We start from the raw sequence: 16,715 nt of genomic DNA, 5'->3' as shown, positions 1-16,715 counted from the left end.
TGGGTTGTCCACAGGCGGCGGGCCGTCGTCATGACCGACCGATAGTGTGGGCGCTCGTCCGAGACGCCCCGCTGTCCTTGACGGGCACAGGCGTCCACCGCAGTCCATCGAACCGGGGCCCGTACCTCGATGTCCGTGCACAGCCATACGGCAGCCCAACACGACGCTGCCACGCCTGAGTTCCCGCGCCATGTGGTGACGGCCGTCCTCGTCACCCATGACGGCGCCCGCTGGCTGCCCGACGCGCTCGCCGGGCTGCTGAGTCAGGAGCGCCCCGTGCAGTACGCGGTGGCGGCCGACACCGGCAGCGCGGACGACTCCGCCCAACTGGTCACCGAGACCCTGGGGGACGAGGCCGTCGTCCACCTGGCCCGGCGCACCGGCTTCGGCCAGGCCGTCGACGAGGCCACCCGCCTCGCACCCGTCCTCACCCCGGACGACCTGCCCTACCTCAGGCGTCCGAACAGCTGGGACCCCGCCACGCGCACCTGGCGCGACGACGCCTACGACCTGCCCGAACTGCCGTACGGCGAGCCCGTCCAGTGGCTCTGGCTGCTGCACGACGACTGCGCCCCCGAACCCGACGCCCTCGCCCAGCTGCTGAGGGTCGTCGAGACCGAGATCGAACTCGGCCGGGACGACGTGGCCGTGGTCGGCCCCAAGCTCCGCGGCTGGTACGACCGCAGGCAACTGCTGGAGGTCGGCGTCTCCATCGCCAACTCCGGCCGCCGCTGGACCGGTCTGGACCGCCGCGAGCAGGACCAGGGCCAGCACGACCACGTCCGCACCGTGCTCTCCGTCTCCACCGCGGGCATGCTGGTCCGCCGCGACGTCTTCGAGCGGCTCGGCGGATTCGACCGCCGACTGCCCCTGATGCGCGACGACGTCGACCTGTGCTGGCGCGCCCACAGCGAGGGCTACCGCGTCCTCATCGCCCCCGACGCGGTCGTCCGGCACGCGGAGGCCGCCTCCCGCGAGCGCCGCACCGTCGACTGCGCGGGCCGCACCACCGCCTCCCCGCACAAGGTCGACAAGGCGGGCGCCGTCCACACCCTGCTCGCCAACACCCGCACGGCCGCGCTGCCCTGGGTGCTGCTCCGGCTGGTCCTCGGCACCCTCCTGCGCACCCTCGCCTACCTCGTCGGCAAGGTGCCCGGCCAGGCCCTCGACGAGATCCGCGGCCTGCTCGGCGTCCTGCTGCGCCCCGAGCGCATCCTCGCCGCCCGCCGCAGCCGGGGCCCCTCCCAGCTCGACAAGGACGAACTGCGGCAACTGTTCCCGCCGCCCGGCGCCACCATCCGCGCCACGGCCGAGCAGATCGCCGCCAACTACTCCACCAGCTCCGACATCGACACCTCCGCCGGCCGCCACGGCAGCGCCGTCGAGTCCGGACCCGGCGGCGACGACGCCGACTTCCTGGAGATCGAGCAGTTCGCCCGGCTCAAGCGCATCGCCCGCAAACCCGGCCCGGTGCTCTTCCTCGCCCTGCTGCTGATCTCCCTGGCCGCCTGCCGCGCCCTGCTGGGCGGCGGCGCCCTCGCGGGCGGCGCGCTGTTGCCCGTCCCGCCCGGCGCCACCGACCTGTGGGCCCGCTTCGCCGACGCCTGGCAGCCCGTCGGCGCCGGAAGCACCACCTCCGCGCCGCCCTACCTCGCCCTGGTGGCGACACTCGCCTCGCTCTTCCTCGGCTCCACCGGACTCGCCGTCACCGTGCTGCTGGTCTGCTCGGTGCCGCTCGCGGGCTTCACCGCCTACTTCGCCTCCCGGCCCCTCGTCAGCTCCCGGCTGCTGCGCGCCTGGGTGGCCATCGCCTACGCCTTCCTGCCCGCCACCACCGGCGCACTGGCCCAGGGCCGCATCGGCACCGCCGTACTCGCCGTGCTGCTCCCGCTCATTGCCCGCGCGGGCGTCGCCGCCGCCGGCCTCGCAGGCCGCTCCGGCACGCGCGGCAGTTGGCGCGCCACCTGGGCGTACGCGCTGCTGCTGACCATCACCACCGCGTTCACGCCCGTCGTCTGGCCAGCCGCGCTGGTCCTCGGCATCGGCGTGCTCGTCCTGCGCCGCTCCGACCCGGTCGCCCATCTCCTGCGCTTCCTCGCCCAGCTCGGCACCCCGCTGCTGGTCCTCGCGCCCTGGTCGCTGACCCTGCTCCCGACCGGCTTCTTCACCGAGGCCGGACTGGACTACGGCGCCTCGGCCGCCTCCGCCTCCGACCTGCTCGGCACCAGCCCCGGCGGCCCCGGCACCCTGTCCGGCCCGCTGCTCATCGGCATCGTCCTGGCCGCGCTCGCCGCACTGCTGCGCTCCGAGCGCCAGTTGGGCATCCGCACCGCCTGGGCCGTCGCGCTGACCGGGCTGCTCCTCGCGGTGCTGGCCAACCGTTCCGCCTGGGCCGGACCGGCCACCCTGGTCTACGGCATCGCCCTGCTCGCCGCCGCCGCGCTCGGCGCGGACGGGGCACGCGCGCGGGTGGCCGAGCAGAGCTTCGGCTGGCGCCAGCCGGTCGCCGCCCTGATCGCGCTGGCCTGCGCCGCCGGCCCGCTGGTCGCCGCCGCGGGCTGGATGATCCGGGGCGCCGACGGCCCCCTGGAGCGCCGCGACCCCGCCCAGGTGCCCGCGTTCGTCGCCGAGGACGCCGGCACCCGCGACCAGGCCCGCACCCTCGTCCTCGACAGCGACTCCGCCGCCCGGGTGCGCTACACCCTGGTCCGGGGCGCAGGCGCCCGCATGGGCGACGGCGAGATCGCCGCGGCCGACGGGTCGAACACCGGCCTGGACAAGGTCGTCGCCAACCTGGTCGCCGGCTCCGGCGCCGACCAGACCGGCCAGCTCGGCGGCTTCGCCGTCCGCTACGTCCTCGTCCACCAGGGCACCCCCCGCCAGATCACCCGCGTCCTGGACGCCACGCCCGGCCTGAGCCGCCTCAGCCAGCAGAACGGCAACGCCCTGTGGCGCGTCGACCGGCAGGTCGCCCGCGCCACCCTGATCGGCGCGGGCGGCTCCGGCACCCCGCAGGCCGTCGCCGCGGGCCCGGTGGAGATCCACACCACCGTCCCCGCCGGCTCGGGCGGCCGCGTGCTGCGCCTGGCCGACGCCGTCTCCGACGGCTGGACCGCCACCCTGGACGGCAAGCCCCTCACCCCCAAGACCGTCGACGGCTGGGCCCAGGGCTTCGAACTCCCCTCCGGCGGCGGCAAGCTGGACGTCACCTATGACGCCCCGTTCGCCCACACCGTCTGGCTGTGGGCCCAGGGCGCGCTCGCCGTCCTCCTCGTCGTCCTCGCCCTGCCCGGCCGCCGCCGCGACATCGACGACGACCTCCCCGAGGAGCAGCCGATCCCCGCCCAGGACATGGAGGGCGACGGCCGCCGCGCCCGCCGTCTGCGCGCCCAGGCCGAGGAACAGGCCGAGGCCGAGGAGACCGAAGAGGCCGCCGGGGAACGGGCGGAGGAGTACGCCGACCCCGAAGTCCCGCCGTACGGACAGCAGGAGCAGCCGGTCATCCCGCATCAGCAGCCCTACGCCGACTGGGACACCGGCACCAACACCTACGCCGACCCCGAGTACGCGGCCTACCCCGCCGACCCCTACCAGGCCCCGTACCAGAACACCGGGTACGACCAGGGCGCGTACCACCCCGACCCTTACGGCCAGCCCCCTTACGACCCCTACGGGTACGGGGTCCAGCAGGAGCAGCCGTACGACCCGGCGGCCCACCCGCAGGGCTACGACCCCGCCCAGCAGCCGCCCTACGGCGACGGCAGTGAGCGCCACGACGGGAGCCAGCAGTGAACCGCACCACCCTGTCCCTGATCGCCTGCACCGTCGCCCTGGCCGCCGTCACCGGGTTCGCCGCGTTCGACCCGCCCGCCGCCACCGGCGCCGGCGCGGCCGGCAACGCCACCGAACGGCCCGTGGAGCGCACCGGACTGCTGTGCCCGGCGCCGAGCTTCTCCGACATCGCCGACACCGCGTACACCTCGTTCACGCCCGTCACCCAGGGCGCCGGCAGCGGTGGTCAGGCCGCGCTGGAAGCGGCCGCCGAGCAGTCGCCGGACGGCAAGGGGGCCAAGGGCGGCGGCAAGAAGGACAAGCCGGTACTCACCCCCAAGCCGCCGGGCAGCCCGGCCGTGGGCGACACCTCCGGCAGTGACGCGCCCGCGCTGATCGGCACCGCCGACGGCAAGTACGCGCCCGGCTGGACCGTCCAGGAGACCACCCGGATCGCCGCGGGCACCGGACGCGGCCTCCAGGGCGTCACCTGCACCCCCGCCGACACCGACTTCTGGTTCCCCGGAGCCAGCACCGCCGAGGGCCGCACCGACTACGTCCACCTCACCAATCCCGACGACGCGGCCGCCGTCGTCGACATCAAGCTGTACGGCAAGGGCGGCCCCCTGAAGTCCGCGGTGGCCGACGGCATCACCGTGCCCCCGCACTCCAGCGAGCCGGTGCTGCTCTCCACGCTCACCGACGACCCCCAGACCGACCTGACCGTGCACGTCGGCGTGCGCAGCGGCCGGGTCGCAGCCACTGTGCAGGCCCAGGACGACGCGGGCGGCGGCGACTGGCTGCCCGCGTCGGCCGACCCGGCGGGCAGCCTGGTCCTGCCCGGCATCCCCAAGGACGCCACCGACGTCCGCCTGGTCGCCTTCACCCCCGGCGACGACGACGCCGACCTCAAGGTCCGCCTGGCCTCCCCGGACGGCTCGATCACCCCGGCCGGCAACGAGACCGTGCACGTCAAGGCGGGCATGACCACCGCCGTCGACCTCGGCCCCGTCACCCGGGGCGAGCCGGGCTCGCTGCTCCTCACCCCCACCGACGACGCGGTCCCCGTGGTCGCGGCCCTGCGCGTGGTGCGCGGCAAGGGAGCCCGGCAGGAGACGGCGTACATCCCCGCCACCGCCCCCGTCGGCCGCCGCGCCACTGCCGCCGACAACAGCGCCAAGGGCTCGATCCTGTCCCTGACCGCGCCCACCGGGAACGCCACCGTCAAGGTCACCGCCTCGGCGGGCAGCGAGGGCGGCAGCCCCGCGACGAAGACGTACACGATCAAGTCCGGCACCAGCCAGGACATCAGCGCCCCCGCGGCCGGCAAGGGCACGTACGCGCTGACCGTGGAACCCGTCTCCGGCGGCCCGGTCTACGCCGCCCGCACCCTCACGGGCGCCACCGACGGTGTCTCCGGCTTCACGATCCAGACCCTCCCGAGCGACCGCGGCCTGGTCGCGGTGCCACGGGCGGAACAGGACCTGTCGGTGCTCCAGCGGTAACGCGCGCGACGGGCGGCCGCCCCGTGGGACGGCCGCCCGCTACTCCTCGCCGTACCGGGGGTCCACCGTCTCCGGGGTCAGCCCCAGCAGCTCGGCGACCTGCTCCACGACCACCTCGTGCACCAGCTCAGCGCGTTCGTCGCGGCCCTTGGTGCGGATCTCGATCGGCCGCCGGTACACCACGACCCGCGCCCGCTGCCCGTCCCGCGCGGGGATGATCCCGCCCAGCGGCACGCCCTCGTCGCTCCACGGCTCCTCGCCGGTGCCCTCCAGCCGGGGCACCTCCAGCACCACGAACTCCACCTCGGCCAGCTGCTCCCAGCGCCGCTCCAGCCGTTCCACGGAGTCGCGCACGAGATCCGCGAACACCTCGGCGCGGCTCGCCGCCAGCGGCACCTGGGGTGGTGCGATGGGGCCTCGCATACCCCGCCCGTGACGATCACGGCGTCGGGGTCGGGGACCTGCGGCACGGGGCGGTACAGGGTTGTCCATCACCGCAGAAGCGTAGTCCCCGCCCGCCCCGCACGCCCGGTTCCACGCGGCAGCCGCCCGGGCCCCGCCCGTGTGCCCGTCCCTCCGCACCGCCTCCCCGGACTCTTCGCGCACTTTTCTCCCGGTGTTCGCGTAGTCGTCTTCTCGCCATCGCACGACCGTTCCGGCCACCGCCCGGTCCGCGCGGGGACGTCGAACCTGGCCCGAGGGAAGAGCTTTGTACCGGATCATCACCTGATGCACCCCGGTACGGCCCGCTCGGCGGGACTCCCGTGAAGGGGCGGCCGGGCCGCCGAAGGGCGCGACACGGGAAAGTGACCTGGTGGAGAGTCGTCGCGGCCCGCTCAAGAGTGCGGTACCGTCCAACATCGTGAGCCTTGTACGTCGCTGTTCGCGCACCGCCTGCGGCCGACCCGCCGTCGCGACGCTGACGTACGTCTACGCCGACTCGACCGCGGTTCTCGGCCCCCTCGCCACCTACGCCGAACCCCACTGCTACGACCTGTGCGCCGAGCACTCCGAGCGCCTCACCGCCCCGCGCGGCTGGGAAGTCGTCCGGCTGCTCGACAGCTCCGCCCCGGCCCGCCCCAGCGGCGACGACCTGGAGGCACTGGCCAACGCGGTCCGCGAGGCGGCCCGTCCGCAGGAGCGCGCGGCCGGAACCGGCGGCGGCGCACGCACCGCCGATCCCATGGAAGTCGCCCGCCGGGGCCACCTGCGCGTCCTGCGCTCGCCCGACAACTGAGCCACCCTCCCCGCACCTGATGGCCCCAACGGGTAGTTTTGGGGCCCCAATGGACTTTCAGGAGGGCTGGCCGTGGCTGATCTGTCGCAGATCGTGAAGGCGTACGACGTGCGCGGAGTGGTCCCGGACCAGTGGGACGAGGCACTGGCCGAACTCTTCGGCGCCGCCTTCGCCGAGGTGACGGACGCGACCGCGATCGTCGTCGGCCACGACATGCGCCCCTCCTCGCCCGGCCTGTCCCGCGCCTTCGCCCGCGGCGCGCTGAACCGGGGCGTGGACGTCACCGAGATCGGCCTGTGCTCCACCGACCAGCTGTACTACGCCTCGGGCGCGCTGGACCTGCCCGGCGCGATGTTCACCGCCTCGCACAACCCGGCCCAGTACAACGGCATCAAGATGTGCCGCGCGGGCGCCGCCCCGGTCGGCCAGGACACCGGGCTCGCCGAGATCCGTGAACTGACCGAGCGCTGGCTGGAGTCGGGCGCCCCGGCCCCGGCCGCCGAACCGGGCACCCTCACCGCGCGCGACACCCTTCAGGACTACGCCGCGTATCTGCGCTCCCTGGTCGACCTGACCGCCGTCCGCCCGCTGAAGGTCGTCGTCGACGCGGGCAACGGCATGGGCGGCCACACCGTCCCGACCGTCCTCGCCGGGCTGCCGCTGACCGTCGTCCCGATGTACTTCGAGCTGGACGGCACCTTCCCCAACCACGAGGCCAACCCGCTGGACCCGGCCAACATCGTGGACCTGCGCAAGCGGGTCGTGCAGGAGGGCGCCGACCTCGGCCTCGCCTTCGACGGCGACGCCGACCGCTGCTTCGTCGTGGACGAGAACGGCGACCCGGTCTCCCCGTCCGCCGTCACCGCCCTGGTCGCCGCCCGCGAACTCGCGCGCAACGGCGGTACCGGCATGGTCATCCACAATCTGATCACCTCCCGCACGGTCGCCGAGGTGGTCCGCGAGCACGGCGGCACCCCGGTCCGCACCCGCGTCGGCCACTCCTTCATCAAGGCCGAGATGGCCCGCTCCGGCGCGATCTTCGGCGGCGAACACTCCGCCCACTACTACTTCAAGGACTTCTGGAACGCGGACACCGGCATGCTGGCCGCCCTCCACGTCCTGGCCGCCCTGGGCACCCAGGCCGCCCCCCTCTCCACCCTTTTCGCCGAGTACGACCGCTACGCGGGCTCCGGCGAGATCAACTCCACGGTCACCGACCAGAAGTCCCGCCTGGCGGCCCTCCGCACGGCGTACGAAGCTCTGCCCGAGGCAGTCCTGGACGACCTCGACGGCCTCACCGTCTCCACCCCCACCTGGTGGTTCAACGTCCGCCCCTCCAACACGGAGCCGCTGCTCCGTCTGAACGCCGAGGCCAAGGACGAGGCGACGATGAGGAAGATCAGGGACGAGGCCCTGGCGTTCATCCGCGCGTAGCGGGTGCAAGACGCCGTCATCCAGCCAACCGAGACAGGCGGGCGGGTGGGAAACACCCGCCGAACCCGCGGAGCGACTCGCGGTACGCTGACCAGCACATCCGTAGACCCCGTTTCCGCCCGAAGGGACACCCCATGCCGCTCGAAGCCGGTCTCCTGGAGATCCTGGCCTGCCCGGCCTGCCACTCCCCCCTCAAGGAGCAGGACGCGGAGCTGATCTGCACCGGTCAGGACTGCGGCCTGGCGTACCCCGTCCGTGACGGCATCCCGGTCCTCCTGGTCGACGAGGCCCGCCGCCCCGCGTAAGGCACCGCCCGCCGAAAGACATCGCGCGCCCGCGCAGCAGGACCCCGGCGATCGGAGGCCCCCGCACATGCTCGACGAATCGCTCCTGGACACCCCGGAGGGCCTCGCCGAGGCCGACCGCCGAGGTCTGCTGCGCGGCGCGGCCGAGGCGGGCGCGAGGGTCCGTACCGCGGCCCGGCACGCCACCGAGGCCGGAGTCGGCGCGCTCCAGCCCGACGGCCGCCCCCGCGCCGTACTGATCGCGGGCCCCGGCGCCGCCGCCACCCACACCGCCGACCTCCTCGGCACCCTGGCCGGCCCCGGCAGCCCGGTGATCCGCCTCGAAGCGGCCGGAGTCGCCCCCGCCCCCGGCGCCCTGCGCTGGGAACTGCCCGGCTGGGCGGGCTCCATGGACCTGCTGCTGATCGCCACCCCCGACGGCACCGAACCGAGCCTCGGCCTCCTCGCCGAACAGGCGTACCGACGGGGCTGCTCCGTGGTGGCCGTCGCCCCCGCCGGCACCCCCCTCGCCGAGGCGGTCGCGGGCGCGCACGGCCTGTTCGTCCCGATGGCGACCGCCCCGTACGACCAGGACGAGCCGCTCGCCGCGTCCTCCTCCGGCGTCTTCTGGGCCCTGCTCACCCCGCTGCTGGCCCTCCTGGACCGCGTCGGCCTGCTCAGCGCCGGCCCCGACGCGCTGGAGAAGGTCGCCGACCGCCTCGACCATGTCGCCGAGCGCTGCGGCCCCGCCATCGCCACGTACGGCAACGCGGCCAAGACCCTCGCCGCGGAACTCGCCGACGCCCTCCCCGTCATCTGGACGGAGGGCACCTCCGCGGGCCCGGCGGGCCGCCGCTTCGCCGCCGCCCTGGCCGAACTCGCGGGCCGCCCCGCCCTGGTGGCCGAACTCCCCGAGGCGCTCGCCGCGCACCAGGCCCTCCTCTCCGGCCCCCTGGCCGCCCGCGCCGACCCGGACGATTTCTTCCGCGACCGCGTCGATGAGGCACCCGCGATGCACGCGCGCGTGGTGCTGCTCCGGGACCGCCCCCTCGGCGGCCTCAGCGCCGCCCCCGCCGCCCGTGACCTGGCCCTCGGCCACGACACACCGATCAGCGAACTCGAACCGGAGGAGGGCAGCGAACTGGAGACCCTCGCCGACCTGATCGCCGTCACCGATTTCGCCGCCGTTTACCTGGCGCTCGCCGCCGGCGCCTGAGCTGACCCCAGGCACCCGCCCGGTAGCGCACGTACTTAAGACAGAGAAGACACATGGACCGCCTCGACAACACCGTCCGCCCCTACGCCTGGGGCTCGACCACCGCCATCCCGGGGCTCCTCGGCACCGAGCCCACCGGCGAACCGCAGGCCGAGATGTGGATGGGCGCGCACCCCGGAGCCCCCTCGCACACCCGGCGCGGCACGCTCGTCGAGGTCATCGACGCCGACCCGGAGCGCGAACTCGGCGCCGCCGCGGTGGCGAAGTTCGGCCCCCGCCTGCCCTTCCTGCTCAAGATCCTCGCCGCGGGCGCCCCCCTCTCCCTCCAGGTCCACCCCGACCTGGCCCAGGCCCAGGAGGGCTACGCCGAGGAGGAGCGCCGTGGCATCCCCGTGGACGCCCCGGACCGCAACTACAAGGACGCCAACCACAAGCCCGAACTCATCTGCGCCCTCACCGAGTTCGACGGCCTGTGCGGCTTCCGCGCCCCCGCCGAGGCGGCAGACCTGCTCGACGGCCTCGGCGTGGACTCCCTCAAGCCCTACGTCGACCTGCTGCGCGCCCACCCCGAGGACGCCGCCCTGCGCGAGGTCCTCACCGCGATCCTCACCGCGGACCCCGAGGACATGGCCGACACGGTCACCGGCGCCACCGCCGCCTGCGCCCGCCTCGGCGGCCCGTACACCCCCTACGCCGACATGGCCCACCACTATCCGGGCGACCCCGGCGTGATCGCGGCCATGCTGCTCAACCACGTCCGGCTGCAGCCCGGCGAGGCCCTGTTCCTCGGCGCCGGCATCCCGCACGCCTACCTCAGCGGCCTCGGCGTCGAGATCATGGCCAACTCCGACAACGTCCTGCGCTGCGGTCTGACCCCCAAGCACGTCGACGTCCCCGAACTCCTGCGCGTGGTGCGCTTCGAGGCGAGCGACCCCGGCGTACTGCGCCCCGAGGCGTCCCCGGACGGCGAGGAGGTCTACGAGACCCCCATCGACGAGTTCCGGCTCTCCCGGTACGTCCTGCCCGGCGGGACGGCCCGCGACCTGACCCTGCCGACCCCGCAGATCCTGCTGTGCACGGCCGGTTCCGTCCGCGTCGGCGAGCACGGACTGCTGTCCGGCCGGTCCGTCTTCGTCCCGGCGGGCGAGAAGACCGAGGCGTCCGGCGAGGGCACACTTTTCCGCGCCACTGTGATCGTATGACCGCCCCTGTGGATACCTGACGCGCCGCATGCCGGTGGGACTGCAACAATGGCCCACCGGCAAAGCACGGGCAAAGACGGAACCCTCCCGAAGAGTTCGGCCGTACGAGGGTGCAGAGGGCGAAGGGACACGCGGACACATGAGCGCGTCAGGCGGTACCAAAGCGATCATGGCGGCACTCGGCGCCAATCTGGCGATCGCCGCAGCGAAGTTCGTGGCGTTCGCGTTCAGCGGCTCCTCGTCGATGCTCGCCGAGGGCGTCCACTCGGTCGCCGACTCCGGCAACCAGTTCCTGCTGCTCATCGGCGGCAAGAAGGCCCAGCGCGAGGCCACCCCCCAGCACCCCTTCGGCTACGGCCGCGAGCGGTACATCTACGCCTTCCTCGTCTCCATCGTCCTCTTCTCCGTCGGCGGCATGTTCGCCATCTACGAGGGCTACGAGAAGATCAGCCACCCCCACCCGGTGGAGCACTGGTACTGGCCGGTGGGCGTCCTCGTCTTCGCCATCATCGCGGAGGGCTTCTCCTTCCGTACGGCCATCAAGGAGTCCAACGAGCTGCGCGGCAAGCTCTCCTGGGCCCAGTTCATCCGCCGCGCCAAGGCGCCCGAGCTGCCGGTCGTCCTGCTCGAGGACTTCGGCGCGCTCATCGGTCTGGTCCTCGCGCTCGGCGGCGTCGGCATCGCCCTGCTCACCGGCAACGGCGTCTGGGACGGCATCGGCACCGTCTGCATCGGTGTCCTGCTCGTCCTGATCGCCCTCGTCCTGGCCGCCGAGACCAAGTCCCTCCTGCTCGGCGAGGCCGCGGGCCTGGAGGACGTCAAGAAGATCGAGGCCGCCATCGTCGACGGCGACACCGTCACCGGCGTCATCCACATGCGCACCCTCCACCTCGGCCCCGAGGAACTCCTCGTCGCCGCCAAGATCGCCGTCCAGCACGACGACACCGCCGCCGAGGTCGCCCACGCGATCAACGCCGCCGAGGCCCGCATCCGCGAGGCCGTCCCGATCGCCCGCGTCATCTACCTGGAGCCGGACATCTACAGCGCCGCCGAGGCCGCCAAGGGCCCCGACCCGCTGGCCACCCCGGGCGGCCCGAACCCGCAGCCGACCGACCACTGAGCCCCCGGCCCCAGCGCCGAGGCCCCCGCCGCACCCCGGTTCCCACCGGCCGCGCCGGGGGCCTCGGCACATCCGGGCACCGGCCGCCACCCACCCGTTCGCGCCACATCCGTCACCCCGACGGCACGCGGTGTCCGAACGCGGACTGGGGCACGCCCCGCCCTCCGGTGTAGCTTGGGACGGAGCCAGACGTCGCTGCTGATGGCGGTCGGGCGGTCCCGTAGCGGACCGGCCGAGGGAGAGAGGGCCTCCGACGGACTGCGCTGCGCGCACGCGGGCATGCCTGTGTCCTCTTCTCGGGACACCCCGGTGTCCGTCGCCGCGCAGACCAGCCGTACCCACCTCGCCCCGATCCCGAGGAGCAGCCCGCCATGACCACTGTCGACAACCGACAGGACTTCAAGGTCGCCGACCTCTCCCTGGCCGAGTTCGGCCGCAAGGAGATCACCCTCGCCGAGCACGAGATGCCCGGCCTGATGTCGATCCGCAAGGAGTACGCCGAGGCGCAGCCCCTGGCCGGCGCCCGCGTCACCGGCTCCCTGCACATGACCGTGCAGACCGCCGTGCTCATCGAGACCCTCGTCGCCCTCGGCGCCGACGTCCGCTGGGCCTCCTGCAACATCTTCTCCACCCAGGACCACGCGGCCGCCGCCATCGCCGTCGGCCCGAACGGCACGCCGGACAACCCGCAGGGCGTCCCCGTCTTCGCCTGGAAGGGCGAGACCCTGGACGAGTACTGGTGGTGCACCGAGCAGGCCCTGACCTGGCCGAACAGCCCCACCGGCGGCCCGAACATGATCCTGGACGACGGCGGCGACGCCACCCTCCTCGTCCACAAGGGCGTCGAGTACGAGAAGGACGGCAAGGTCCCCTCGCCCGACACCGCCGAGTCCGACGAGCACCGCGTCATCCTCGAACTGCTCAACCGCACCATCAGCGACGGCTCCCAGAAGTGGACCCAGCTGGCCTCCGAGATCCGCGGTGTCACCGAGGAGACCACCACCGGCGTCCACCGCCTGTACGAGATGCAGCGCGACGGCGTCCTGCTCTTCCCGGCGATCAACGTGAACGACGCCGTCACCAAGTCGAAGTTCGACAACAAGTACGGCTGCCGCCACTCCCTGATCGACGGCATCAACCGCGCCACCGACGTCCTCATCGGCGGCAAGACCGCCGTCGTCTGCGGCTACGGCGACGTCGGCAAGGGCTGCGCCGAGTCCCTGCGCGGCCAGGGCGCCCGCGTGATCGTCACCGAGGTCGACCCGATCTGCGCGCTCCAGGCGGCCATGGACGGCTACCAGGTCACGACGCTGGACGAGGTCGTCGACAAGGCCGACATCTTCGTCACCACGACCGGCAACAAGGACATCATCATGGCCACCGACATGGCCAAGATGAAGCACCAGGCCATCGTCGGGAACATCGGCCACTTCGACAACGAGATCGACATGGCCGGTCTCGCCAAGATCCCCGGCATCGTCAAGGACGAGGTCAAGCCCCAGGTCCACACCTGGAAGTTCCCCGACGGCAAGGTGATCATCGTCCTGTCCGAGGGCCGCCTGCTGAACCTGGGCAACGCCACCGGCCACCCGTCGTTCGTGATGTCCAACTCCTTCGCGGACCAGACCCTGGCCCAGATCGAGCTGTTCACCAAGCCCGACGAGTACCCGACCGGTGTCTACGTGCTCCCCAAGCACCTGGACGAGAAGGTCGCGCGCCTCCACCTGGACTCGCTCGGCGTCAAGCTCACCCAGCTGCGCCCGGAGCAGGCCGCGTACATCGGCGTCGAGGTCGAGGGTCCCTTCAAGTCGGACCACTACCGCTACTGAGCCGCTGATCCCCGCTTCGCCCAGGCAGGCCCCCGCACCCCCGTGCCGGGGGCCTGCCTCTTTGCGCCGGACCAGCGGCCCCGGACCGGACCGTCAGCCCGTCAGAACCCAGGACCTCCCATGCCGCGCGGCCGATATTCGCTCCACGATCCGCACGATCACACCCCTCTCGCCGAAGAACACTTCCAGTGCGCCCCCGGCCCTTCCGGCTGGCGCTACGTCTCCCAGCTGACCACTCCCGAGGGAGCGCACCTGGGCTCCGTCGACCTCGCCCTGGACGACCTCGGCCGCCCCCTCCGCCTCGAACTCCACGCAGGCGGCTGGCAGGTGCGCGGCGCCGCCCTCGACGGCGTCACCTGGGTCCGTACCGACCCCACCGGGACCGAGGCCACGGAAGGCAATGTGCCCGCCCACGCCTTCACCGGCACCTCCCCGGCGTTCCTTGTCGCCACCGCACGTCTCCTGCGCCTCACCCCCTCCTCCGCCGCGACCCGCGTACGCCTCGTCGCCCTCACCGACCCGGTCCTCGCCCCCCGCACCGTGGACCAGTCCTGGGCACTGATCGACAGAGAAACACACGCCACTGACAACGGCCCCCTGCTCGTGGACGAATACCAGGTCACAGCCCTGGACACCGGGGAAAGGCACGCCGTGCACATCGCCGGGGACGTGGTCCTCTCGGCCCCCGGAATCGAGCTGGAGGACCTCCAGACCCCGCCGTCGACGTTCGACCGGCCGGCCGGCTAGGCGGGCGGCGCGAAGCCCGTCGGCCGGGAGCCGGACCCACCCTCCGCACGACCCGGCGCCTGCTCGCCCACCGACTCGACGGCCGGGGCCGGCACGGGAGGCACCGCGACCGAGCCCGACCCCGCACCGCCGGCCCCGTACTGGGGCCGCTGCGCCTGCCGGGCCTGCCGCTCATGCACCACGGCCGCCAGAAAGGCGGCGGGCTGCGCCTGGAGGTCGGGCGGCACGGCGGCCCCCGTCCGAGCGGCGACATCGGCCGCCAGCCGCGAGGCCATGGACCAGGAGATCTGCGGCTGGAGCTGGTGCATCCGCGACAGGTACTGCCGCACGGCGAGCCAGAGCCCGTCCGGCACCGCCGACAGATCCAGCTCCCCGAACCGCCCCGCCAGCCCTGGCGGCAAAGGCGGCGCCCCACCGGCCCGCCCCACCGGAATCCGCTCCCGCACCACCAGCGTCCCCGCGAACACGTCCCCGAGCCGCCGCCCCCGCGCCGAGATCAGCGAGGCGATGCACGCCACCACCCCGAACGTCATCAGGATCTCGACCATCCCGACACCGCCGCGCACCAGCGCGTGCCGGAACCGGACCGGACCGCCGTCGTCGCGCACCACCCGCAGCCCGAACGCCAGCTTCCCCAGCGACCGGCCATGGCTCAGAGTCTCCACCGCGATCGGCCCTCCGACCAGCACCAGCAGGAAGACCGCCACCGACAGCGCGGCCTGCGCGGCATCGTCCAGCGACGAGGTGGCCGCCGCGAGCCCCAACACCACCGCGACATAGACCAGCACGGCCACGATCAGATCGATCAGCACGGCCAACGCCCTGCTCGGCAGCTTGGCGGGCCGCAGCTCCAGCGCCACCGCCTCACCGGTCACCAGCTCACTCACGCCTGTCGTCCTTCCCCTCGCCCACCCCTTGTGACGCAAGTCTGCCAAGCTGAGGGCGCATCGCGTCGCGGTACGACAAGCTGACAGCGTCCCGTTGCCCCGCGTCCCGTTGTCCCGCGGCGGCAGGCCACGACGAGCCGAGGAGCAGGCAGACCCGATGGACCTGGACGTCTTCGTCGCCGCACACCGGGCCGAGTGGGACCGCCTCGACGCCCTGATCCGCCGCCGGCGCCGCCTCACGGGCGCGGAGGCCGACGAACTCGTCACCCTCTACCAGCGCACCGCCACCCACCTCTCCCTCATCCGCTCCAGCGCCCCGGACCCCCAGCTCACCGGTCGGCTCAGTCGGCTCGTGGCCCGCGCCCGCAGCGCCGTCACCGGAACCCGCCGCGCTTCCTGGCGCGACGTGACCCGCTTCCTGGGCTGGAGCTTCCCCGCCGCGGTCTACCGCGCCCGCCACTGGTGGGTGCCCACCGCGCTCGTCTCCACGGCCGTGGCGATCCTCCTGGGCTGGTGGATCGGTACCCATCCCGAAGTGCGGGCGTCGATCGCCGCCCCCGACCACCTCCGCGAGCTGACCCGTCCCGGTGGCGAGTACGAGACCTACTACTCCAGCCACCCCGCCGCGTCCTTCGCGGCACAGGTATGGACGAACAACGCCCGCGCGGCCGCGCTCTGCCTGGTCCTGGGCGTCTTTCTGGGGGTCCTGGTCCTCTGGATCCTCTTCGAGAACATGCTGAACCTGGGCATCGGCCTCGGCCTGATGTCCTCTGCAGGGCGCCTCGACACCTTCCTCGGCCTGGTCCTCCCGCACGGCCTGCTCGAACTCACCGCGGTCTTCGTGGCCGCCGGCACGGGGCTGCGCCTCGGCTGGACCGTGATCGACCCCGGCCCGCGTACCCGCCGCACCGCGCTCGCGGAAGAAGGCCGGGCCGCGCTGGGCATGGCCATCGGCCTGGCTCTGGTGCTGTTCGTCTCCGGCGCCATCGAAGGCTTCGTGACCCCGTCCGGCCTGCCCACCTGGGCCCGCATCACCATCGGAGTCCTGGCCGAGCTGGCATTCCTCGCCTACGTCTATGTCCTCGGCGGTCGCGCGGTGCGCGAGGGGGAGACCGGCGACCTTCAGGAGGCCGAACGCAGCTCGTCCGTCCCCACCGCCGCCTGATGTGCGTAGAGGCCCTCTGAGCTGCTAGTCTCCTCATCGCCCCAAAAAACCCGTTGACACGGGTGGAACGGGGAGGTAGAGTTGAACAGTTGCCTGGAGCTGGACAAGTTCAAGGTTAACCGTTAAGCTTTATCTCGCTTCACAAAGGAATCGCTGAATGCGAGTCCCGAGAAGCACTCTCCGATTACTCAGAAATAAGCGCCGGCAAGACCGGCCAAAAACTTCTGATAGAGTCGGAACCGCCGGAAAGGGAAACACGGAAGCGGAAACGCCGAAGTGAGAACCTGGAAAGCACCGAGGAAATCGGATCGGAAAACG

The 16,715-nt window shown here is 72.9% G+C and carries 13 protein-coding genes; 11 read left to right on the top strand and 2 right to left on the bottom strand.

Annotated features, from left to right (window positions below):
* Window positions 1-129: 129 nt before the first annotated feature.
* Both ACIGA3_RS29445 and ACIGA3_RS29440 read left to right on the top strand, forming a co-directional pair.
* A complete protein-coding gene (locus tag ACIGA3_RS29445; protein WP_399721390.1) occupies window positions 130-3,792 on the top strand; it encodes a glycosyltransferase in 3,663 nt (1,220 codons plus the stop codon).
* Window positions 3,789-5,276, top strand: coding sequence for a DUF5719 family protein (locus tag ACIGA3_RS29440; protein ID WP_399721389.1), 1,488 nt, complete (start codon window positions 3,789-3,791; stop codon window positions 5,274-5,276). Before ACIGA3_RS29445 ends, ACIGA3_RS29440 begins: the two co-directional genes overlap by 4 nt.
* Window positions 5,277-5,315: 39 nt before the next feature.
* Here ACIGA3_RS29440 and ACIGA3_RS29435 read toward each other — a convergent pair whose 3' ends face one another.
* The gene (locus tag ACIGA3_RS29435) at window positions 5,316-5,768 is read right to left on the bottom strand and encodes a metallopeptidase family protein (protein ID WP_399721516.1); all 453 of its coding nucleotides are present in this window, start codon (window positions 5,766-5,768) and stop codon (window positions 5,316-5,318) included.
* A 322-nt stretch (window positions 5,769-6,090) separates the two neighbouring features.
* Between ACIGA3_RS29435 and ACIGA3_RS29430 the strand changes: the two genes are divergently transcribed.
* From ACIGA3_RS29430 to ACIGA3_RS29395, 8 genes are all read left to right on the top strand, one after another.
* Entirely contained in the window at window positions 6,091-6,513 is a 423-nt protein-coding gene (locus ACIGA3_RS29430) for a DUF3499 domain-containing protein (RefSeq protein ID WP_399721387.1), read from the top strand.
* Window positions 6,514-6,579: 66 nt separating this feature from the next.
* The gene (locus ACIGA3_RS29425) at window positions 6,580-7,947 is read left to right on the top strand and encodes a phosphomannomutase/phosphoglucomutase (RefSeq protein WP_399721514.1); all 1,368 of its coding nucleotides are present in this window, start codon (window positions 6,580-6,582) and stop codon (window positions 7,945-7,947) included.
* A 134-nt stretch (window positions 7,948-8,081) separates the two neighbouring features.
* Window positions 8,082-8,252: a Trm112 family protein gene (locus tag ACIGA3_RS29420; protein ID WP_149548927.1), complete on the top strand. Its 171-nt coding sequence runs from the start codon at window positions 8,082-8,084 to the stop codon at window positions 8,250-8,252.
* 67 nt (window positions 8,253-8,319) lie between these two features.
* Complete coding sequence (locus ACIGA3_RS29415; protein WP_399721385.1) at window positions 8,320-9,447, top strand: SIS domain-containing protein; 1,128 nt, start codon at window positions 8,320-8,322, stop codon at window positions 9,445-9,447.
* A gap of 53 nt (window positions 9,448-9,500) precedes the next feature.
* The gene (gene manA, locus ACIGA3_RS29410; RefSeq protein WP_399721383.1) at window positions 9,501-10,649 is read left to right on the top strand and encodes a mannose-6-phosphate isomerase, class I; all 1,149 of its coding nucleotides are present in this window, start codon (window positions 9,501-9,503) and stop codon (window positions 10,647-10,649) included.
* Between the two features lie 139 nt (window positions 10,650-10,788).
* Entirely contained in the window at window positions 10,789-11,769 is a 981-nt protein-coding gene (locus ACIGA3_RS29405; RefSeq protein WP_399721381.1) for a cation diffusion facilitator family transporter, read from the top strand.
* Between the two features lie 371 nt (window positions 11,770-12,140).
* Window positions 12,141-13,598 carry an adenosylhomocysteinase gene (gene ahcY / locus ACIGA3_RS29400; RefSeq protein WP_399721379.1) on the top strand — a complete coding sequence of 486 codons (1,458 nt, stop codon included), beginning with the start codon at window positions 12,141-12,143 and terminating at the stop codon, window positions 13,596-13,598.
* Window positions 13,599-13,718: 120 nt separating this feature from the next.
* Window positions 13,719-14,345 (top strand): hypothetical protein, encoded by a 627-nt coding sequence (locus tag ACIGA3_RS29395; protein WP_399721378.1) that lies wholly within the window; start codon window positions 13,719-13,721, stop codon window positions 14,343-14,345.
* Here the strand turns inward: ACIGA3_RS29395 and ACIGA3_RS29390 are convergent.
* Window positions 14,342-15,232, bottom strand: a complete 891-nt coding sequence (locus ACIGA3_RS29390; RefSeq protein WP_399721376.1) for an RDD family protein — start codon at window positions 15,230-15,232, stop codon at window positions 14,342-14,344. The genes ACIGA3_RS29395 and ACIGA3_RS29390 overlap by 4 nt on opposite strands.
* 157 nt (window positions 15,233-15,389) lie before the next feature.
* On the opposite strand from ACIGA3_RS29390, the gene ACIGA3_RS29385 reads away from it, so the two are divergent.
* Complete coding sequence (locus tag ACIGA3_RS29385; RefSeq protein ID WP_399721375.1) at window positions 15,390-16,397, top strand: stage II sporulation protein M; 1,008 nt, start codon at window positions 15,390-15,392, stop codon at window positions 16,395-16,397.
* Window positions 16,398-16,715 lie beyond the last annotated feature (318 nt).

Source organism: Streptomyces sp. NPDC085596, assembly GCF_044541565.1.
Taxonomy (GTDB): domain Bacteria; phylum Actinomycetota; class Actinomycetes; order Streptomycetales; family Streptomycetaceae; genus Streptomyces.
This window is presented reverse-complemented; position numbering and strand designations above follow the sequence as displayed.